Annotated in this window: 15 protein-coding genes; 8 read left to right on the plus strand and 7 right to left on the minus strand. The window is 69.3% G+C overall.

The window, feature by feature from the left end; translation table 11 throughout:
* Positions 1–139: 139 nt before the first annotated feature.
* Positions 140–1,492, minus strand: coding sequence for a NucA/NucB deoxyribonuclease domain-containing protein (locus tag AB0I94_RS13380; RefSeq protein ID WP_363309652.1), 1,353 nt, complete (start codon positions 1,490–1,492; stop codon positions 140–142).
* A 1,129-nt stretch (positions 1,493–2,621) separates the two neighbouring features.
* On the opposite strand from AB0I94_RS13380, the gene AB0I94_RS13385 reads away from it, so the two are divergent.
* Complete coding sequence (locus AB0I94_RS13385) at positions 2,622–2,783, plus strand: hypothetical protein (RefSeq protein ID WP_363309653.1); 162 nt, start codon at positions 2,622–2,624, stop codon at positions 2,781–2,783.
* A gap of 702 nt (positions 2,784–3,485) precedes the next feature.
* On the opposite strand, the gene AB0I94_RS13390 is transcribed toward AB0I94_RS13385, so the two are convergent.
* Complete coding sequence (locus tag AB0I94_RS13390; RefSeq protein ID WP_363309654.1) at positions 3,486–5,258, minus strand: PP2C family protein-serine/threonine phosphatase; 1,773 nt, start codon at positions 5,256–5,258, stop codon at positions 3,486–3,488.
* 546 nt (positions 5,259–5,804) lie between these two features.
* Here AB0I94_RS13390 and AB0I94_RS13395 point away from each other — a divergent pair.
* The gene (locus AB0I94_RS13395) at positions 5,805–6,629 is read left to right on the plus strand and encodes a DUF2637 domain-containing protein (RefSeq protein WP_363309656.1); all 825 of its coding nucleotides are present in this window, start codon (positions 5,805–5,807) and stop codon (positions 6,627–6,629) included.
* A gap of 69 nt (positions 6,630–6,698) precedes the next feature.
* On the opposite strand, the gene AB0I94_RS13400 is transcribed toward AB0I94_RS13395, so the two are convergent.
* Positions 6,699–7,163 (minus strand): sigma factor-like helix-turn-helix DNA-binding protein, encoded by a 465-nt coding sequence (locus tag AB0I94_RS13400; RefSeq protein WP_363309657.1) that lies wholly within the window; start codon positions 7,161–7,163, stop codon positions 6,699–6,701.
* A gap of 952 nt (positions 7,164–8,115) precedes the next feature.
* On the opposite strand from AB0I94_RS13400, the gene AB0I94_RS13405 reads away from it, so the two are divergent.
* The 3 genes from AB0I94_RS13405 to AB0I94_RS13415 all read left to right on the plus strand — a co-directional run bounded on the left by AB0I94_RS13405 (position 8,116) and on the right by AB0I94_RS13415 (position 13,585).
* On the plus strand, positions 8,116–9,975 hold the full coding sequence (locus tag AB0I94_RS13405) for a hypothetical protein (protein WP_363309658.1): 1,860 nt from the start codon (positions 8,116–8,118) through the stop codon (positions 9,973–9,975).
* A 269-nt stretch (positions 9,976–10,244) separates the two neighbouring features.
* Positions 10,245–12,335 (plus strand): SpoIIE family protein phosphatase, encoded by a 2,091-nt coding sequence (locus AB0I94_RS13410; RefSeq protein WP_363309659.1) that lies wholly within the window; start codon positions 10,245–10,247, stop codon positions 12,333–12,335.
* Positions 12,336–12,745: 410 nt separating this feature from the next.
* Complete coding sequence (locus tag AB0I94_RS13415; protein ID WP_363309885.1) at positions 12,746–13,585, plus strand: endonuclease/exonuclease/phosphatase family protein; 840 nt, start codon at positions 12,746–12,748, stop codon at positions 13,583–13,585.
* 42 nt (positions 13,586–13,627) lie between these two features.
* Here AB0I94_RS13415 and AB0I94_RS13420 read toward each other — a convergent pair whose 3' ends face one another.
* Together AB0I94_RS13420 and AB0I94_RS13425 are read right to left on the minus strand one after the other, a co-directional pair.
* Positions 13,628–14,122, minus strand: coding sequence for a hemerythrin domain-containing protein (locus AB0I94_RS13420; RefSeq protein WP_363309660.1), 495 nt, complete (start codon positions 14,120–14,122; stop codon positions 13,628–13,630).
* Positions 14,123–14,303: 181 nt separating this feature from the next.
* Positions 14,304–14,792, minus strand: a complete 489-nt coding sequence (locus AB0I94_RS13425; RefSeq protein ID WP_363309661.1) for an ATP-binding protein — start codon at positions 14,790–14,792, stop codon at positions 14,304–14,306.
* A gap of 318 nt (positions 14,793–15,110) precedes the next feature.
* Here AB0I94_RS13425 and AB0I94_RS13430 point away from each other — a divergent pair, with 318 nt between their 5' ends.
* Genes AB0I94_RS13430 through AB0I94_RS13440 form a run of 3 tightly spaced genes read left to right on the plus strand, consistent with a single transcriptional unit; the run spans position 15,111 to position 17,094 of the window.
* A complete protein-coding gene (locus AB0I94_RS13430) occupies positions 15,111–15,443 on the plus strand; it encodes a hypothetical protein (protein ID WP_363309662.1) in 333 nt (110 codons plus the stop codon).
* Positions 15,443–16,717, plus strand: a complete 1,275-nt coding sequence (locus tag AB0I94_RS13435; protein ID WP_363309663.1) for a SpoIIE family protein phosphatase — start codon at positions 15,443–15,445, stop codon at positions 16,715–16,717. The genes AB0I94_RS13430 and AB0I94_RS13435 overlap by 1 nt, the downstream gene beginning before the upstream one ends.
* The gene (locus AB0I94_RS13440) at positions 16,714–17,094 is read left to right on the plus strand and encodes an STAS domain-containing protein (protein ID WP_363309664.1); all 381 of its coding nucleotides are present in this window, start codon (positions 16,714–16,716) and stop codon (positions 17,092–17,094) included. The genes AB0I94_RS13435 and AB0I94_RS13440 overlap by 4 nt, the downstream gene beginning before the upstream one ends.
* A 27-nt stretch (positions 17,095–17,121) precedes the next feature.
* On the opposite strand, the gene AB0I94_RS13445 is transcribed toward AB0I94_RS13440, so the two are convergent.
* Entirely contained in the window at positions 17,122–17,586 is a 465-nt protein-coding gene (locus tag AB0I94_RS13445) for a peroxiredoxin (protein WP_363309665.1), read from the minus strand.
* Between the two features lie 262 nt (positions 17,587–17,848).
* A complete protein-coding gene (locus AB0I94_RS13450; protein ID WP_363309666.1) occupies positions 17,849–18,691 on the minus strand; it encodes a SigB/SigF/SigG family RNA polymerase sigma factor in 843 nt (280 codons plus the stop codon).
* Positions 18,692–18,695 lie beyond the last annotated feature (4 nt).

Raw genomic sequence — 18,695 nt, forward strand, 5'->3', positions numbered from 1 at the left:
ACTGAGACTTGCCGATCCTCATTCTCGTGCACATGAACCTCCGCAGCGGCGCGACACAACTGAAACAATTACTCAGTATGCCACTGAGCGAGGGCCATCTCCGGCCCTCGCTCAGAAGTCAACTTCCTACAATTGCAGACTAGTCAACGTAGATCCCGTAGGGGTCTCCGTCAAGGATGCGATCCTGGCCGTACCACTTGGAGAGTGCGCCTCCGGCCTTGCTGTTATCCAGCGCCGGTACGTACTTCACTGAGAAGTTGCCATCACCCTTCCCTGCGCCTTCCTTGGTCGAGGCGAAGGGGAATTCGTCACACTCCTCGCCCGGATTGTTCGCCAGCCCGCGGCATGCAGTGTTCTTGGCCGCCTCGTTCTTCTTCGCCACAGTTTCGGAGGCGCTGTCGAACTTCGGGTAGTTCCGATGGAGGGGCTTGTCTCCCCTCCAGATGTACCCGGGGATGTCCTTGTCGGTTTTCTTCGGGTACGTCAACTGCGGGGCATGGAGTGCGTCGAAGACGTGCTCTGCGACGGCCTTGCCGTCGGGATTCTTCCGGTCGTAGTTGAATGACGGGGTGACGCGGTTGAAGATGGCGCCCTTGGTCCCGTACGGCTTCAGGTAGTCGCCGGAGTCGAACCGGAGGCCGCTGTCCGGGGCACCCCACCAGCCTGTGGTGTGTGTCCCGCTGGTCGCGAGGAACTGTGACCGGTATGCGCACAGAGTGGCGTCGTCGATGCGCTTACCGGCGCCCTTGGCTGAAGTGATGTCGTAGGTAACCGCGACCCCCGTGCCATGGAAGGCGGCCGGAGGTTTCGGCGTGCCGGCCTGGCCGGGGGGCACGTTGGCGACAGCGCATCCGCCCGGAGCTGTCGGACTCGCCGCGGTGGGCTCCCAGGTGACGCGAGCCGCTGGTAGTGCGAACACGCCCGTCTCCGTCGCAGCGTCCAACTTCACGGAGATGCTTGCGGTTCGACTAGCTTTCGATCCGGTGCTGATCTCCGTCTCGCGAACACGGAAGGTGCCCACGGGCCTTCCGTTTCCGTCCAAGGCCGTTGCGGTGTTGTAGCCCCAGCGGCAGAAGTTGAAGTGGTTGATGACGTGCCCCTTGGCGTCCCCAGCCTCGGGATCCGCCTGGCACTTCGCCCAGTCCAGAACATCTCGCGCGTCAGCGGGGCTCTTGAAGAGGTTTTCCCGGGTCGCCTTCTCAGTAGCGTTGGCATCCACCGTGTAGGTCTCCTGGCGGGCGAGCTTCTTCTCGCGTTCGGGAGTGGTGGTCGGCGGAACCGGAGATGGCGACATCTCTTGACGGTCAGATGTGGCGCTGGGGGCTTTCGGCGCCTCAGCAGGACTTGCGTCATACGTGCGCTCCCAGACGACACGATACGTGTCACCGGCGCCGTCGTTGGTCGTCGAGGCGTTCGCGGATCCGGTAGCCAGCGAACCGGCTGCGGCAACTGCCATTAAGACTAAGGATGTTGCCGATCTCTTGATCTTCACTAATCCCCTCCCGGGTTGATCGATCGCGCCGGGGAGGAGGCTAGGGGGCCGCAAGGTAGAGAACGGTGATCGAAGTCACATTGAACAGGGCAACCTTGTCGCGCTTCGAATGTCCGCAAGCGAAAAGGATTTGACGGCACGTCGATTCTGAAGGATCAGAAGTTCGAGGTAGGTGCTATTCAATGAAGGGATTGCGCCAGGACTGCATGATGCGTCTTCATTGTCAGTTCCTCGCCACTTCTGGCGCGAACTTGCCTTGCGAGAAGCGTCCTGGTCGCGCGGGAAGGAGACTCCCTCGCAGGACAGCGTTACGGCAACCGGCTTCGGCGTGATCTGTGTAGCGCGCGGCTTCTCTCAAGATATGTATGGCTCTGGCCAGTGCTTAGAGGTGCGCCGGTGAAGGGGCGGTCGGCCGCTCATAGCTGGGCTCCTGCGGTGTGCGAAATGTCGGCACCGACGTACGAAGCGCTGCCCAGTAGAGCCCGAGTCGTGCATTCTTCGCCTTCGGCAGCCCACACGGTGGCGTGAAAATAGTGGTCAGTCTCCGCCATATGTCGATTACCACCTGCTACGTGGTGTGCGGTGAACAGCAGGGGCATCACGTCCTGCGGCGTGATGGACCGCTCAAGGGGGCCCGGGTGCTCTTCACAGGGTGACCAGGACCTTTCCTGGCGGTGGAGCGGCCGAGGCCTGCGGCAAGTGCGAGTTCGGCGCCGGTGGTGCCGGGGGAGGCGACGAGTTTGGTGTAGATCGCGGCGGGTGCGCCGGTCAGGCCGGTCAGTGGCCGGGGTCGGGTACGGAGTGCAGGGTGCGGGTGCTGTGGGTGTTGGACATGGTGGGGCCTCGATTCCATGTGCGTGGGGGATGTGGGCCCCGGCCGGGGATCAGAGCCAGGCGCTGTGGTGTCCGTCCCGGCGCGTGCGCATCGCGGAGCCCCAGTCGAACGCGGCCTGGGAGGAAGCGAGTTCAGGGGGCTCTGAATTCGCGGCTATCGGTCGGTACGACCATGGACGCTGTCGACCGGGCGACAAGTCAAGCGAAACTGATGTCAGGACACGATCGATCGTGATGCGGAGATCGGTGCTGTAAGAGGATCGCGAATATCCGAGAGCGGGACATCGCGAAGCTCGTGGCCGACGTCAGCAAGAAGCTCGCCGCGACGACAGTGCGCGACCGGATGAACATGGTCGGGCATCTGTTCAGGACTGCCGTCCAGGAGAAACTCATCCCCGTCAACCCAGTTGACGGGGACAAGCTCCCGCGCCGGCTCTGCCGCTGTGAACAAGGATGAGATCCCGACCCTGGAAGAGGTCGATCTCATTGCCAAGCACATCACCCCCCCAGAACAGGTTGACCGTTTACCTGCAGGCAGGCGCCGGACTGCGCATCCGTGAAACGCTTGCCTTGGACTCTGTGTGCCGACGCAAGGGGTTCATCAGCGTCCGCTGGCAGGTGAACGCGAAGGGGTATCGGCCATCTCGTGCCCGCCGCGTGGGATCGCCGTCGCGCGATCATGCAGACGGCCATGCGCCCCGGTCCGCCCGGAATGCAAGGTCCGCTTCATTCCGCTCAAGCACCGGTGTGAGGGTGAATACCGGGACATCCCCACGGCACCGTTTCTCGGAGCGGAGATGGCCGCGCACCTTGTGTGGTGGGGCACAGTGCGACGTGGCGGAATGATGGTGTACTACTCCGCACCGCACGACCGGAAGAACGAGACCGTGCCGACGGCCAACACATACGACCCTCACTCGGTTCTGGCACCCGATGGTGGCAGCGGAACAGACCAGTGGGTACGACCGCGGCGCGACGTGCTGGGTGGCCTCGACCGTGCTGGATCGGTGCTGGATGGGCCGCAAGGTGCGACAACGTGAAGCGGCTGCTGTAGTCCCCGCAAGCTCGGCGGCGGCGCGTGACGTTTCGCAAGTGCCGCCGCGACACCGTGCGCCTCCCTGCGGGCGACTACCTGCCTACCTGCCGGACGCGTCGAAATCTATGTCGGCGGGCTGAGGCCCTTGACGGCCGCCCGGCGCAGGGCGAGGAGCGTGGCGTCGTCCGAGCGGTGTGGGCCGTCCAGTTGGGCGACGACCTGTTCTGCGTAGCGCTGGAGGCCCTCGCGGCCGACCACCGGGGCCGTGGTCCGGCAGCTCTGCTCGGCAGCGGTGAGGAAGCGCTGGGTGTCCCGGTCCGGGTCGCTGTCCCGCCGTTCGGTGAGCCCGTCCGAGTACATCAGGACGATGTCGCCGATACGGAGTTCGGCGGTGGCGGCGGTGTACGAAACGCCGGGCAGGACGCCGAGCGGTGGCCCCGGGCCACCGGCCGGGCACGGCATTTGAGCGGCGCGTCCGTCGCGTACCAGGACCGGCCGCGGGTGTCCCGCGCACGTCCAGCGCAGCATGGACCGCTCCGGGTGGTAGCGGGCGATGATGGCGGTGGCGGTGGACTCGATTCCGTCGGCGCAGGCAGTCTCGTTGAGCCATTGCGTCAGTTCCTCGACGGGCTGCTCGGTGTACGCGAGACCGGCCAAGGCGTAGCGCAGTTTCGCCATGAGGGTGACCGCCGCCAGTCCGTGTCCCCGTGCGTCGCCGATCGCCACGAGAAGACGGCCGTCGGGGAGGCCGCGGGCCTTGTACCAGTCACCCCCGATGCCGGCTTCACGAGCATCGGGCCGGTACACGGCGGCCGCCTGGAGGCCATAGGCGGCCAGTTCGTCCTGAAAGTGGGGTAGCACGGCGTCGCGCAGGGTGTCGGCGACCTCGCCGAGCATCTCGGCACGGTGGCGCTGATGGCGTGCCTCCCGCTCGGCCCGCGCGGCCGTCTCGCGCCGTCGGCTTTCCGCGGTGACATCGGTGAGCACCGCGCGGATCGCCCAGACCAGACCGCCGGGGGCGATCCGCACCGGCTCCGCGGTCATGCGGATGATCCGGTCACCCGCGCCGATGGGGCGCAGTTCGCAGTCGGCGGTTCGCTTGCGCAGGATGACGTCGTACAGCATCTGGTAGAGGCCGGGCAGGCTGTCGGCGGTGACGGTACCGGCAAGGGCGCTGAGGGTGGGCGGCGCGGTGCCCTTCGGCAGACCGATGACCTGACGGAATCCGAGCGAGGGCTCGACGCCGTCGTCGCCGAGGTTCCACTCCGCCCAGCAGGTGCGTACCAGGCGCTGGGCCGCCGTGGCCATCAGGGTGCTGTGTCCGCGTTCCCAGGTGAGCAACAACTGGTCGCTGCAGGGTGCGATACGGGCCGCGTCGTTGATCCGCGTCGGCCCCGACACGCCGTCGGCGATCCACTCGACCGCCTCGGGGCCTTGCGGCAGGCGGTCGCGCTGCGCGCGGGCGATCATCTCGGGGAGCGCTGTCCCGTGGAGGGAGGGATAGTGCGCGTACAGCGAGACCGGTCCCGACCACGGGGGGACCGAGCCCTCGGGCAGCCGCTCGGCCGCATAAGTAACGGCTGCCGCGTTCTGCGTCACGTGCAGAACGTCCACGACCTCGCCGTCGGTGCCGAGGACCGGGGCCAGCAGCAGGGCCGGCAGGGGGAGCGCGTCGAGCAGTTGCTGCGCCGTGGGTGCGGTGGGAGCGGTGGGTGTCGGGGCTGCCGAGGGAGGTGGAGCGTCCGGCGGGGGAGCTCCGCCGGACGGGGGGCGTCGACCCGCCTGCTGCTCACGGGCGTAGGCCTCGATGCGCCTGCGCTGGGACTGGAGCAGTTCCCTGATCGCCCCCAGTTCCAGTCGGGCACGTGCGCCGGGCGCCGACGGCGAGTGATCCATGTGCGGCTCGGGCCTCCAGGGGCGCGGTGTGGGCAGTGAAGAACAGCTTCGGCCGCACGGGAGCCGCCCGCCACTCGTCCCCTGCGCCAGGGGACCGGAGCGGTCGCGGTCGGCGAAGCGCAGCATGGTCACACAGGCGCTGGTCCCTGATGTCGACCGCTGTGCTTGTCGGCCAGGCGTTTGAGGCGGCGAACGCTGTAGCTCGTCCGTGTGACGCGTTCACCCGAGTGGCGGGCGCCCCCCGTTCGGGCTTCGTTCGTTATGCGGACGTGAAAGGGCAGGGGAGGGAAAAGGCAGGGGAGACAGGGAAAAGGTTCCTCCGCCGATCGGCCTGGTACGTGGGTTGACCAGCGACGGAAGCGTCTTCGTCCTGTGTCGCATGAATTTTTTGAACCAGATCAGACTTTGAACGAGATCAGGACGATGAGAACCAAACCTCTGCGGGCGGCATGCGCGGGGCATGTCGGCGATTGGCCCGCCCCGGCGTTATCAGCCGGGTTCCACGCTCCAGCAGAACGCTCAACGCAACGGCACGAAGGAACCCGGATGAACGACTGGTACAGCAACAGGGAGACCGTCTACAGCCCGGGATACTCGCGGAGGCAGGAGACCGGCGCACTGGACCCGTACGGCACCGTCTCGTTTCCCGTCCAGCAGTACTGGGACGGAACCGGTCCGGACGCCACGCTGAGCCGCCAAGGCATGGAAGAGGAACTGACCGAGATGCTGGCCGCGGTAGCGGAGGCGAAGGCGAGTTCCCAACGCGCGGAACAGCCGCTGTCCCGAGAGGAGTTGGCCGAGTTGCTGGCCGCGGCGTCGAGAGCCGAGCCCACGCCGTCTCCCACGCCGTCTCCCGCGCCCTGCGCCGACCCGGCGGCCGCGGAGCCCATCTCCCGAATCGACCGCAGGCGTATGCGGCCGAAGTCGAAAGCTCTCGCGGCCGGGCAGCACGTCAGCCAGGTGACGGTCCTGTTCGCCGCGATCGCGGTGTGCGCGGCGTGCTTGCTGGGCTGGTCCATCGCCTATTCCTACGGCCAACTCCGCGCCTTTGCCGAGCACATCCTGCCGGTGGAGGTGGCGCGATGGTGGCCGCTCACCGTGTATGGCCCGTGGTTCGTCGCGGCTCTCTCGATTCTGCGGGCGACCGTGCAGCACCAGTCCGCAAGGCGCTCCTGGGGTGTCCTCCTGGTGGCTTCCGCCATGGCGGTGGCCTTGTGCGTCAGTCACTCGTCCCGCTCGGTGCTGGCCTTCGTGACCCTCGGGATTCCACCGATCACTGCTCTGGTGTGCTTCTGGGAACTAACCGGTCAGGTGTCTTCCAAGCACCGCACCCGAAAAGGGGCCCATGCGCTGCAGCGCGCCAAGGTATGAGGAGTGACACCGGGCCCCGGGCGTGCCGGGCGTCCCTGGCGTCACCCCCCCCCACGACGGTGCCCGGCGTCACGGGGTGGTCGCGATCGTGAAGGCGATGAGGGCGATGAGAGCCGCCACGGCTGTGCAGACGGTGCGGGTGAGCGTGCGCGCCCGCCGCTCGCCGTCCTCGCGTACGGACGCCGGGTGACTCACGGTGCCGACCGACATGTCCTCGAGGAGCGCGGCCAGTGGTTGCCGCACCGCGCCCCGCGGCGGATCGGGCCGGCATTCGCGCAGAGCGGCGCGCGCGTGCAGCAGTCGGCTCCGGGTGGCGGCGGTGCCTGCCTCGGTCTCGGCGGCCGCTTCGGACACGCTCAGGCCCAGTCCGTCGCACAGCAGGACTGCGCGGCGCTGCGTGTCAGGGAGTTCGAGCATCGCTCGCAGCAACGGGTCGACCGAGGCAGGGGCCGGGGTGGCCCGGAGGAACACTCTGCGGAGACGGTGCCAGGGGGACAGGGCGTAGGCGTGTGTCTGGATGCGTACCCATCCCACCGGGTCGGTGTCCCGGGCGACTTCGGGCCAGTGGTCCCACGCTTGGCGGAACGCGTGTTCAGCGGCTTCGAAGGCCAGCCGGCGAGAGCCCGTGAGGACGTGTGCCTGGCGGATCAGATCGGGGGCGGCGTAGACGTACAGTGCGTCGAACGCGTCTTCTGGTGTGAGCGCCGGCGCGGGTGCGCGTGGTGCGGGTGTGTGCGGTGCGGGGAGAGCTTGGTGGAGAAGGCCGCCCGTCTTCGGAGCGGTCGGCGCGGGCTCTACGCCGAGGGCGCGCAGCAGTATGAGGCGACTTGCTGCCGACGGCTGGGCGCGTGCGTTCCCGGAACGGGCGGCGGGAGGGCCCTCGCGGGGGATCTTCTGTGGAGCGTCGACGCCCTCGACTCGTGCAGCGATCTTTCGTCTCCTTACTCCGGGGTGACGTCGAGTCGAAGCGCTGGGGCTCGGTGCTCCAGGCGTCGAGCCTCGGTGCGTCGCTCCTCGGCCCTGTGTGCGCGGCCGGTCGTCCGCTTGCAGTCGCTTCCAACAACGCCTGCCCTGACGGAGTTTCGCTCACGCCTGCCGGAATTGACGTTCGAGCGATGCGCGGTCGCCGACCGCCCGCGGACACACGAGATCTGTGCGTATCGCGTGCAAGATTCATGACGAGCGTGTGTGGCGGGTCAATGCCTGCCCCTCTTCACGTGGGGACCTCCTCACCGTCCAGGGTGGTTGAGCGGAGTGCCGCGCAACCGGGGCGCGGGGGGAGCGTTGGGAGAGCGTGGCTCCTGAGCAGTGACGGTTCTGCGGTGTTCGGTCCGGCGGGGGAGCCCTGAACGACCCACACACGAACCGTCCGGGGGTCCACGTGCTTCAGCAACCAGGCATCACCCTGTCGACAGCAGGCATCACCCTGCCGACAGGCAGGTTTTCCTTGCGGGCTCCGGGTGATCTCGTCGGCAGGGAGGAGGAGTTGGCAGAGCTGGGCCGGCTGCTGCCCCGCCACCAAGTGGTCACGCTCACCGGCCGGACCGGAGTGGGCAAGAGCCATCTCGCCAGGGCCGCGGCCCGGAGGTTCCGGGCGTCATGGCAGGGCGCCGGATGCCTGCGCTGGCCCGGCGGCCCCACCGCCCCGGGCGGACTCGCGCGCGCTGCCGACGACGCCCTTGCCGCCATGCTCCCGCACCGCAGGGCGACGACGCGCACGGCTGGGCCGGGCAGCAGGCGTGGCAAGGTCCTGCTGCTCCTCGACGACATCGACGCGGCTCATGAGGAGTGCGTGGGATGGGTGCAGCGCGCGGTGATGTCCCGGCCGTGGCTGCACGTGCTGATCACCTCGTGCCGTCCGCTCGGTCTTGGCGAGGAACGAGTGCTGACGCTCGCCCCCTTGGCCACGGCGCCGACCCGCGACGGGGAGCCCTCGCCCGCGGCAGCGCTGTTCACCAGCAGGGCCCGCCGCATCGCCGGTCTGCGTCCCGGCCGTGCCGCGATGCGGACCGTGGAGGACATCTGCCGCACGCTGGAGGGTCTTCCCCTGGCGATCGAGCTTGCCGCGTCAAAGACCCGTGCGTACGAGCTGCATCACTTGGCCGAGCTGGTGACGCACAGCCAGTGCTGGCTGGGCGGCCCGCACGCGAAGCTGCGCCGTCACGGCACTTTGGAGCGGGCCATCGGGGCCGGTTACGACCTGTGCGAACGTCCCCTGCGGATCGTGTGGAGTCGCGCCAGTGTTTTCGCCGGAACGTTCGGTCAGCCGGCCGCTGAACTGGTGTGTGCGGGCGGCGAGGTCGCCGTACACCAGGTGCCCGGCCTGCTGGCCCGGCTGGCCGCGCAGGGGGCCCTGGAATGTCACCACGATCCGCACGGCCCGGCGCAGCCCCGCTATCGGATGCCCCGTGCGGTACGGGAGTTCGGCGTCGAGCGTCTGACGCAGGCGGGAGAGTTCGAGACCGCGTCGGAGCGGCGTGCCGCCCACAGCCGGCAAGTCGTCCACGTCGCCGAGCACCTGTGGCACCACGGGTGCCAGGGGCAGGCCATGCAACTGCTCGAGGAGGAGCAGCATGACCTCAAGGCCACGATGCGGCACGCACTGCACCGGCCCGACATGGCCCCGGGAGCACTTGAGGCGGCAGGCCGGCTGTGGTTTTGGTGGACCAAGCGGCAGCACGCCGCGGAAGGGCTGCGCTACCTGCTGCAACTGCTCAGTCTCCATCCCCTGGATGCGGCGGCCTCCACCACCGCGCGGTGGCTCGCCGCGTGGCTGGCAGCACGCGGTGACCCCGACACGGCCGACACACTCCTGGAAGACCTGTGGCCGCAGGCGATGCTCGACGGTGACGACGCCCTGGTCGCCCGGATCGCCCACGTACAGGGACTCGTCGCCCTGACCCGCGGGGACGGGGTGAAAGCGGCCGAGTGTTTCGAGCAAGCGGGCGACTGCGCTCCCGGCCACACGCTCGCGGGCCCGGGCCGGTCCGTCTACCTGGCTGCGCTCGCCGTCGCGCGTTGTGCCCAGGACCCGCCCGCCGCGCAGCGGGCCGCCCGGGCGGCGCTGGCACAGCCGGGACTGCGCGACGACCAGTGGTCCAGCCTGCGTGCCCGTTACGCCCAAGCCCTCGTCGACCATCACCACGGTCACACCGCCAAGGCCTGGAACAGGGTGCGACGGGCGCTCGCCCAGCCCGGCGCCGCCTCCTGCGCGCCGGACACCCACGGCGCACTCAAGGAGTTGCTGACGGTCATCGAGGCGGGGGAGGCGCTTGGGCTCGACGTCCGGGTCGTGCCGACCGCACCGGCTCCGGAGCGGATGGCGGTCCCTGGCATCTCCCGTTGATCCTTTTCTCTTGGTCCTTTTCTCGCGCCTGGAGGGCGCGGGGTGGGGCGGCGCGGGGGTGGTGCGGCGTCCTGGCATATGCCACGTAGGGCTCAGGGGCCTTGGGGCCAGGAAGACCGGACAGTGGCACATGCCCGTGGCGCGGCTTCACCGGCTTCTTGGATCCGTTGCCGCAGCGCTGTCGGGTCGTGCTGACGTCAGGCAGGGGCGAGCATGGAAGGGCCGTGTCCTGGCGACGGGCAGGGCGCGTGAGGCGGGAGGCGTTCGTCATGCGCGACAGCGAACCGAGATCCGACGCCGATGCCCTCGGCGGGGCCCTGCCGCCGGGCGGGCTCATGGACCTGCTGGGCGTCTGCGCGGTGGTGCTGGACCACACGGGGCGCATCGTGCTGTGGAGCCCGCAGGCCGAAGAGGTCTTCGGCTATACCGCCGAGGAGGCCCTGGGGTGCTACGCCGCGCGTCTGCTCGTCGACCGGCGCCACCGCGACCTGGCGGCCGGACTGTTCTCCCGAGTGATCGCCACGGGGACGAGCTGGGCCGGAGCCTTCCCGGTCCGCCACAAGGACGGCGTCAACAGACTCGTGGAGTTCCGCAACATGCGGCTGCTCGACGAGAGCGGCGAGGTCTACGCGCTGGGTATCGCGGCCGGCCGGCAGGTGCTCCGCCGGATGGAGACGGGCCTGGCGCTGTGCGAGAAGCTGGTGTCCCAATCACCCATGGGAGTAGCGCTGCTCGATCACGAACTGCGCTATCTCCTGGTCAATCCCGCGCTGGAACGGATCAACGGCCTGCCCGCGGCCGACCACATCGGCCGCCACCCCCGCGACATCCTCACCTTCCTCGACGTCGTCACGATCGAGTCCTGCATGCGCGAGGTCCTGGACACCGGGACGCCGATCACCGACCGCTACGTGGTGGGCCGCACCCCCGCCGATCCGGATCACGACCATGCCTGGTCGGTGTCGTACTACCGGCTGGAGGGAGCCCACGGGCAGCTCCTCGGCGTGGCCAACTCGGTCGTGGACATCACCGAACGCCACCGCGCCGAGGCCGAGGCGGAACGGGGACGCCGCGGACTCGCCCTGCTCGCCAAGGCCGCGGCGAGCGTGGGCACCACGCTGGAGGTGGAGCGGACGGCTCAGGAGCTGGCCGACGTGATGGTGCCCGACCTGGCCGACATCGCGGCGGTGGACATCCTCGACTCGGCGCTCGAGCTGCGGCACGGCGCCGATGCCGAAGGACCGCGCCGGTTCAGGGCGTTGGGCCTGGCCAGCGCCTACCCCACCGAAGCGGCCGTGGCCGCCGACCAGCTGGGCGACCTGGCCTCCTACCGGGCGGACCGCCTGATCACCCGCTGCGTCCGCACCGGCCGGCCCGTCCTCGTGCCCGAGGTCAGCGCGGAGGACCTGGAGCACATCGCCCGCGACCGGGATGCCGCCCAAGCCCTGGCCCGGTCCGGAGTGCACTCCTATGTCGCGGTGCCGCTCACCGCCCACCAGCAGGTTCTGGGAGCCGTGGACCTGGTGCGCGCCCGCAACGCCGAGCCGTTCGACGACGACGACGTCCTGCTGGCCGGGGAACTGGCACACCGGGCCGCCATCGCCATCGACAACGCCCGCTGGCACCAGAGCATCCGCCTCACCGCGGAAACCCTCCAGCGCAGCCTCCTGCCCGGCCCCCCGCCACCGCTGCACGGACTGGACATCGCGTCCCGCTACCAGCCGGCCCAGGCGTCGTGTGCGGTGGGCGGCGACTGGTACGACATCATCCCCCTGGACAACGACCGCACCGCACTCGTCGTGGGCGACGTCATGGGGCACGGCATCGACGCCGCCGCGACGATGGGCCGACTGCGTACCGCCACCCAGGCCTTCGCCGACCTGGCCATGCCCCCCGACGAGGTACTGCACCACCTCGACACGACCACCGCCAGACTCGAGACCCACATCGCCACCTGTGTCTACGCCGTCTACGACCCCCACCGTCACGCCTGCCACATCGCCAACGCCGGTCACATGCCCCCCGTGGTGATCCCCCATGGCCGCCCGCCGCGCTTGCTGGAACTGCCCGCGGGCACCCCCCTAGGAGTCGGTTACGCGCAATACAGCACCGTCGAGGTGAAGTTGTGCCCCGGCGACCGGCTCGTTCTGTACACCGACGGCCTGGTCGAGACCCGCCACCACACCATCGACGAACGCCTGGACCAGCTCCTCCAACTCCTCCGCCACAGCGGCCCCATAGAGTCCACCTGCACCGACCTCTTGGAGGCCCTGCGCGACGGGGACACCATCGACGACATCGCGCTCCTCATCGCCCAAGCCAGGGCGGGGGGTGTCAGCCAGACTTCGGTGGACAGATGATCGTCGTGTACAGCGGGCCCAGGGTGACGATCGACTCGGAGACCCCGGAGGTCCACACGGTGTCACAGACAGTGCAGGTGAACCGGTTGGACAGGCCGTCCGTGTGACGGCCGCAGCTCGGACACTGCTCCGTCGTGAAGTACGCGTCTGCCATGGCTGTGTACCCGTCACTAGGCTTTCCGTCCGGTCATGTCGCCGAGTCCCGCCGCGCTCCTGAACACGTGCGGGGACATGTATCGGATGATGCCCCACCAGTGAAGCGGACTGTCAGGGCGGCTGCGGTGGTGTTGGTGGTGTCCGGTCGGCGTTCCGAAGCGGTGAAGGGCAAAAGCGCGTGTTGCCGGTGACCTCGTCCCATAACCTCGTGCGTGGAGACGTCAGATGCTCCGTACATCCACACGAGGGAGATGATGGTGCTCGCAAGGACCACGAGGCTGCTCGCGGGCGCCATGACCCTGGCCTGCATGGTGCTCATCGGTCCCAGCGCACCGAGCGACGCTCTCTTCGGCGGGTCACGGCCCGTCGACGCCGTCAGGGATGTCGTACCGAACCGGGTCATGACGTGGAACATCTGCAATCCCTGCGAGGAGAGCGATGTGGACCGGGCCGCGGAGATCGCCTCGTACGCACCCCAGGTCATCGGGCTGCAGGAAGCGTGCGTGGGTGACGTCCAGCGGATCCGGGATTACCTGGAGTACCTGCACGGGCTCGTCTACCACGTCGAATACGGCTCGGTCCTGAGCAGTTGGGGCCGCTGCGGGGGCGCGCCCTGGAGCCCGGGGGGCTTCGGCCAGGCGGTGCTGTCGGCGGCACCGATGACCGACCGCGTGAACGTGGAGTACCCCGACGGCGGTTCCGAGGACCGTGGCTACATGGCGGTCACCACGACGGTGGGCGGGCGGTCCGTGCGGGTCTTCAACACGCACCTCGCCCAGCGACGTCAGGAAACGGTCCGAGCGGACCAGGTCGGTGTGCTCGCCGCAGCCGTCGCGCGGCACGACCGGGCCATCGTGCTCGGCGACTTCAACGCCGTGCCCCAGGCTCCCGAGCTCTCCCGGATATGGGATCTGGCCACGGACACGGACGCGCAGTGCCGTCCCGCGTCCGTCGGTACCTGCAAGCCGACCACCGACTGGCTCAGCAAATTCGACTACGTGTTCCTGCGAGGCATCGCCCCGCTACGGCACCGCGTACACCTCACGTCGTACTCGGACCACAACCTGCTGCACACCGACCTGGACCCGAGTTAGAGACGTCGGCCGTGACAGTCGGCGTCAGGCCTTCACGATGCGTCAGGCCTTCACGACGCGCCGGACATTGTCGATGTCTCCGCAGTCCGCCTTGAGGTGCTTGTCGCGTTCCTTGGTGAAAGCGGTGCCCAGTTCCTCGCGGCGTTCCATGGCCACGTTCTCGCGTGCGCCGTTGAGGATCGTCCGCTCCTCCTCGTCCGTGTGGTGGGTCACCGCCTCGACGAGCTTCTCCAGCTTCTCGTCCCAGTCGTCGGAGCCGACGTCGTCCACCTCCAGGAGAGCCAGCAGCGCCTCGTTGCCCTCCTCGTGTTCCTCGACGCCGTGTTCGACCTCGTCGTTGTCGATGTCCCGGTAGCGCCTGAGGGCGGGGTAGACCTCGGCCTCCTCCGCGAGCGCGTGCGCGATGAGCAGGTCGGCGAATTTCTTCAGCGCCTGGGCCCGGTCGGCCTCCACACTGCGCATGTCGCGGAACAGTTCTTCCATCCGCCGGTGATCGTCGAGGATCAGCTCTACGACGTCCGTCGCCTTGTCCGGCATGTCGGTTCTCCTTCTCGGCAGGGGGACAGCGGGCTCAGCATGGTGAGCGCGTTCGTGGTGAGCGACTTTGTACAGATACGTAGCGCGCTCGCCGGTCCACGAGGTGCCTCATGTACCCGGCCGTCGCGTGTGTCACTCCTGCGGCCCATCGAAGGCGAGAGCTCCGGCGCCGTGCGGTGGATCAGCGAGCGCCGCGGGGAGCGCCGACCCCACGGCCACCGGCGGCCGGCTCGCCGGCCAGGGCGATGTGGGCGGTGACGCGCTTGCCGGCCGGTTCGAGCTGGACGTGGAAGTCCTGGGCGACGGCCTTGACGATCTCCAGGCCGTGCCCGCCGATTCTGTGCGGGTCCTCGGAGCGTGGGACCGGGCGGGTGCGAGCGCTGTCGTGCACGGTCACCGCCACCGTCGAGTCCAGGATGCGCAGCTCCATCAGCATCGGCCCGGGAGCGTACTTGCGGGCGTTGGTGACCAGTTCGCTGACCACCAGTTGCGTCAGGTCCATCGCGCGGGCGGAGATGTCGACGTCCTGGTCCGCCCGGGCGCGGGCGAGGAAGTCGAGGGCGAGGTGACGGGCTTCCGCGATGGAGGAGTCCCCGTCGTTCAAAGGGACGGCGACACCCATGAGCTGTGCTGCCGTCGATCCCTCGCCGCCACTGCCGACTGGCTCCATGTCCTCTCCACCTTCGTCCCCGTGTCCCCGTTTCCCGCTCACCTACCCTGCCGGACGCGGCGCATTCTGCTCCGGCCCGGATCGATTATTTGTTCGAGCGGGGCTTGCTGCCCGGACCCGTCGGGCAGGAGGTCGGCGCATGCCCGGACCCCCGCGCCGCACCAGTGCAGTCGAGAACATGGTGACAGATACGCGCCGAGGACACCCCGCGCCTCACGCCCGTACTCGCCGCAAAGGGGTGGTACAGGGCATGACCGGGCGAGGGCGGAGCCGCGGCTTCCGAGAAGCAGTCGGTGGGATTCTGCGACGATGTGGCCCATGGCTGCGTTGAGCAGGAATCATGTGACGGTGACCGGCCGCACCGGAGGACCCCTGCTGATGCCGACACACGGGCTCGGGTGCGACCGGAACGCGAGGCGGCTGGTGGTGGTGCGGGAGCGCGATGTCACCGTGGCCCTGTTCGACCATGTGGATGCCGGGCGCTGCCACCTGTCGGCCTGGAGGAGCGAGGAACGCTGTTCCGCCAACCGTGGGGACCTCGTCGCCCGGTGCCGTCCGGTCGCTCCGAACGTGAGCGGGCTCTGCCCCCGGCTCGCCGCGCCCGAGGAGACGGCTGCCGCGATCCCGGCCTTCGCCGGGGGCGCCAGATGATGAGCCGGACCAGTGGGGGTGGAGGTGGCGAACCCCCGGAGCGGCCGGAGGGACGGCCCGCAGATGATCACGCGGCGCTCTCCGCGCTCCTGGAGGACAGCGTCGAGGAGCTGTACGAGAACGCGCCGTGCGGTTATCTCTCCACGCTCCTCGACGGCACCATCGCCAAGATCAACAAGACGCTGCTCGACTGGCTCGGGTACGCCCACGACGACCTGGTGGGCCGCAAGGCGTTCTCCGACCTGCTGACCGTGGGCGGCCGCCGCCACCACGAGACGCACGTCGGCCCCCTGCTGCGCAGGCAGGGCGAGCTCAGCGGCGTCGCCCTGGAACTCGAGGCCGCCGACGGCAGCCGCCTGCCCGTCCTGGTGACCTCCACGCTCAAGACCGGCAGCGACGGGCAGCCGCTGCTGATCCGCACCACCGTCTTCGACGCACGCGACCGCCGCTCGTACGAGACCGAACTGCTGCGCGCACGGCAGCAAGCGGAACGCGAACGCGAGGAGCTCAAGCGGCTCAACGCCGTCCTCCAGCAGACGCTGCTGCCCCCGGCGCTCGTGAGCGTGCCGGGTCTTGAGGTGGCCGCGCACTACCACATCGCCTCCACGGACATGGTCGGCGGCGACTTCTACGATCTCTTCCCCCTCGCCGAGGGGACATGGGGGCTGTTCCTGGGGGACTTGTGCGGCAAGGGCGCCTCCGCCGCGGCCGTCACCTCCCTGGCCCGCTACACCCTGCGTGCCGCCGCCGTCTACGATCCCGATCCGGCCGCGGTCCTCGCCAACCTCAACACCGTCCTCAATCACGAGTACAACGGCGACGACCCCCGCTTCTGCACGGTCATCTTCGGACTGCTCACCCCCGAAATCGATGGGGACGGCTTCCGCATCACGCTGGCCGGCGGCGGCCACCCCCCGGCCCTGCTCATGCGCGCGGACGGCAGCGCCGACGAACTGCCCACCCCCGGCGGTCAGCTCATCGGCGTCCTGCCCGACGCGCACATCGCCACCACGACCATCCGCCTCGCGGCCGGCGACACCCTGCTCCTGTACACCGACGGCCTCACCGAAGCCCACACGCCCACCGACAGCGACGACGAGCGATACGGGGACGAGGCTCTCCTCGGCTTCACCCGGGCACTCGCACCGACGACCGCTCCGGCAGCCGTCGCCGCGATCCGCGCCCTGCTCGACACCTTCGGCACCGGCGTCGAGGACGACACAGCCGTCCTCGCCATCAGCGTGCCCCGGCCGACCGGTGGTGAGCAGCAGTGACCCAGCTCGCCATCCGCACCAAGGCCACCGCGGCCGGGCCCGTCGTCGAACTGACGGGAGAGCTCGACCACGAGAGCTGCTACCGGCTCCGCGAGGTCCTGCCCGGCCTGTCCCTGCGACCGGGCCAGCAGCTCGTCGTCGACCTGACGGGCGTCACCCTCTGCGATTCGAGCGGCATCAGTGCCCTGATCGCCGCCCGCAATCACGCCCTCGCCGCCCGAGCGGCCATCGCCCTGGCGGCGGTCCCCGGGCGCGTCAGCCGCGTCCTCGCCTCGGTCGGCCTGGGCCCGGTCTTCCCCACGTACCCCACGGCGCATGCGGCCGAAGCGGCGTGGCGGCCCTCCTCCGCTCACCCTGACACCGAGGACGGCAGTTGAGCCGACGGGGCCGTAAGAGGTCTCCTTCTAACCGCCGGCGGCCCGTAGCGCCGCCAGGGCGCGGTCCGCGTGCGCGCTCATCCGGAACTCGCTGCGGACCACCTCGATCACGCGCCGGTCGGTGCCGATGACGAAGGTGGCCCGTCTGGTCGGCAGGGGACCGAAGCCGCGTGCCACGCCGAATCGGCCGCGCACGACGCCCTCCGGGTCGGACAGCAGCGGGAACCCGAAGGTGTGCCGCTCCGCGAACTCGCGCTGGCGCTCGACGGCGTCCGAGCTGATGCCCACCGGCCTCGCGCCCACCGCCGCGAACTCGGCCGCCAGGTCCCGGAAGTGGCATGCCTGGGCCGTGCAGCCAGAGGTCATCGCGGCCGGGTAGAAGAACACCACCACGGGGCCTTCGGAAAGGAGCGCCGTAAGGGTCGTGGGCGTGCCCGTCTCGTCGGGCAGGGTGAAGTCCTCGATGAGGGAGCCGACTTGGAGGCGGGTCATCGCCGGGCTCCTTGGCCGGGGCGGCGGCGCGCAGGCGAAGTCAGAGACGGACGAGGGGGCGGCGCGGACACAGGGTCTCCTGAGGGCTCGGCATCACAAGGCAGCGTGGCTCGCGATACTACTCGCCGGTAAGGATGGGTGTGCCCGGCCGGGTTGACCGTGGGCGGATACCGCAGCCTCACCGACGGCGAGGTGAGCCCCTGGGGCGGCCCTGGCGCCCCAGGGGCTCGGCGCGGGCAGCGCGCGGTTCACGCGCCCGCGGTCACGCGGCCTGGGCGTGCCCGGCGCCGCCCTCTCCACGGATGGCCTCCGCGCGCACCCGGGCGCAGCTGTTGGTGATGAGGCGGGAGACGTGCATCTGGGAGATACCGAGCTCCTCGGCGATCCTGCTCTGCGTCATGTCCTCGAAGAAGCGCAGGTACAAGATGGTCCGTTCCCGCTCCGGCAGCCGCCGCAGACCCGTCTTGGCGGCCTCCCTGTCGGTGATGCAGTCGTACGCGGGATCGGGCGCCCCGAGGGTGTCGGCCAGGCTGAACCCGTCGGGGTCGAAAGACATCTCGGCGTCCAGCGAAAGGGCGCTGTAGCTCGACATGGCCTCCATCCCCTCCCGGACCTCGTCCTCGGTCAGTCCCGCCCGCTCGGCGACCTCCGCCGCACGGGGCTCGGTGTCGCTGCCCGGCCGGTCCATGAGATCGCGCCGCGCGACCCGGACCTTGTTGCGCAGCTCCTGGACACGGCGGGGCACCCGTACGTCCCACATGCGGTCACGGAAGTGCCGACGCAGTTCGCCGGTGATGGTGGGCACGGCGTAGCTCTCGAAGGCTCCGCGCTCCGGCTCGTACCGGTTCACCGCCTTGATCAAGCCCATCGCCGCGACCTGCCGCAGGTCTTCGAGGTTCTCGCCCTTGTTGCGGAACCGGCCGGCCAGCCGGTGTGCCATGGGCAGCCAGGCCGTCACGATCTCCTCGCAGAGCAGGTCGTACTCGGGTCCGCCATCGAGGGTGGCCAGACGCGCGAAAGCCGCCTCGGTGTCGGGCGCGTCCTCGTGAAGGTGCCGGGGGCCCGTGCGACGACGGGCGGCGGGTGCGTTGAGATCGGTAAGCATCAGG

This window comes from Streptomyces sp. NPDC050147, assembly GCF_040660195.1.
GTDB lineage: Bacteria > Actinomycetota > Actinomycetes > Streptomycetales > Streptomycetaceae > Streptomyces.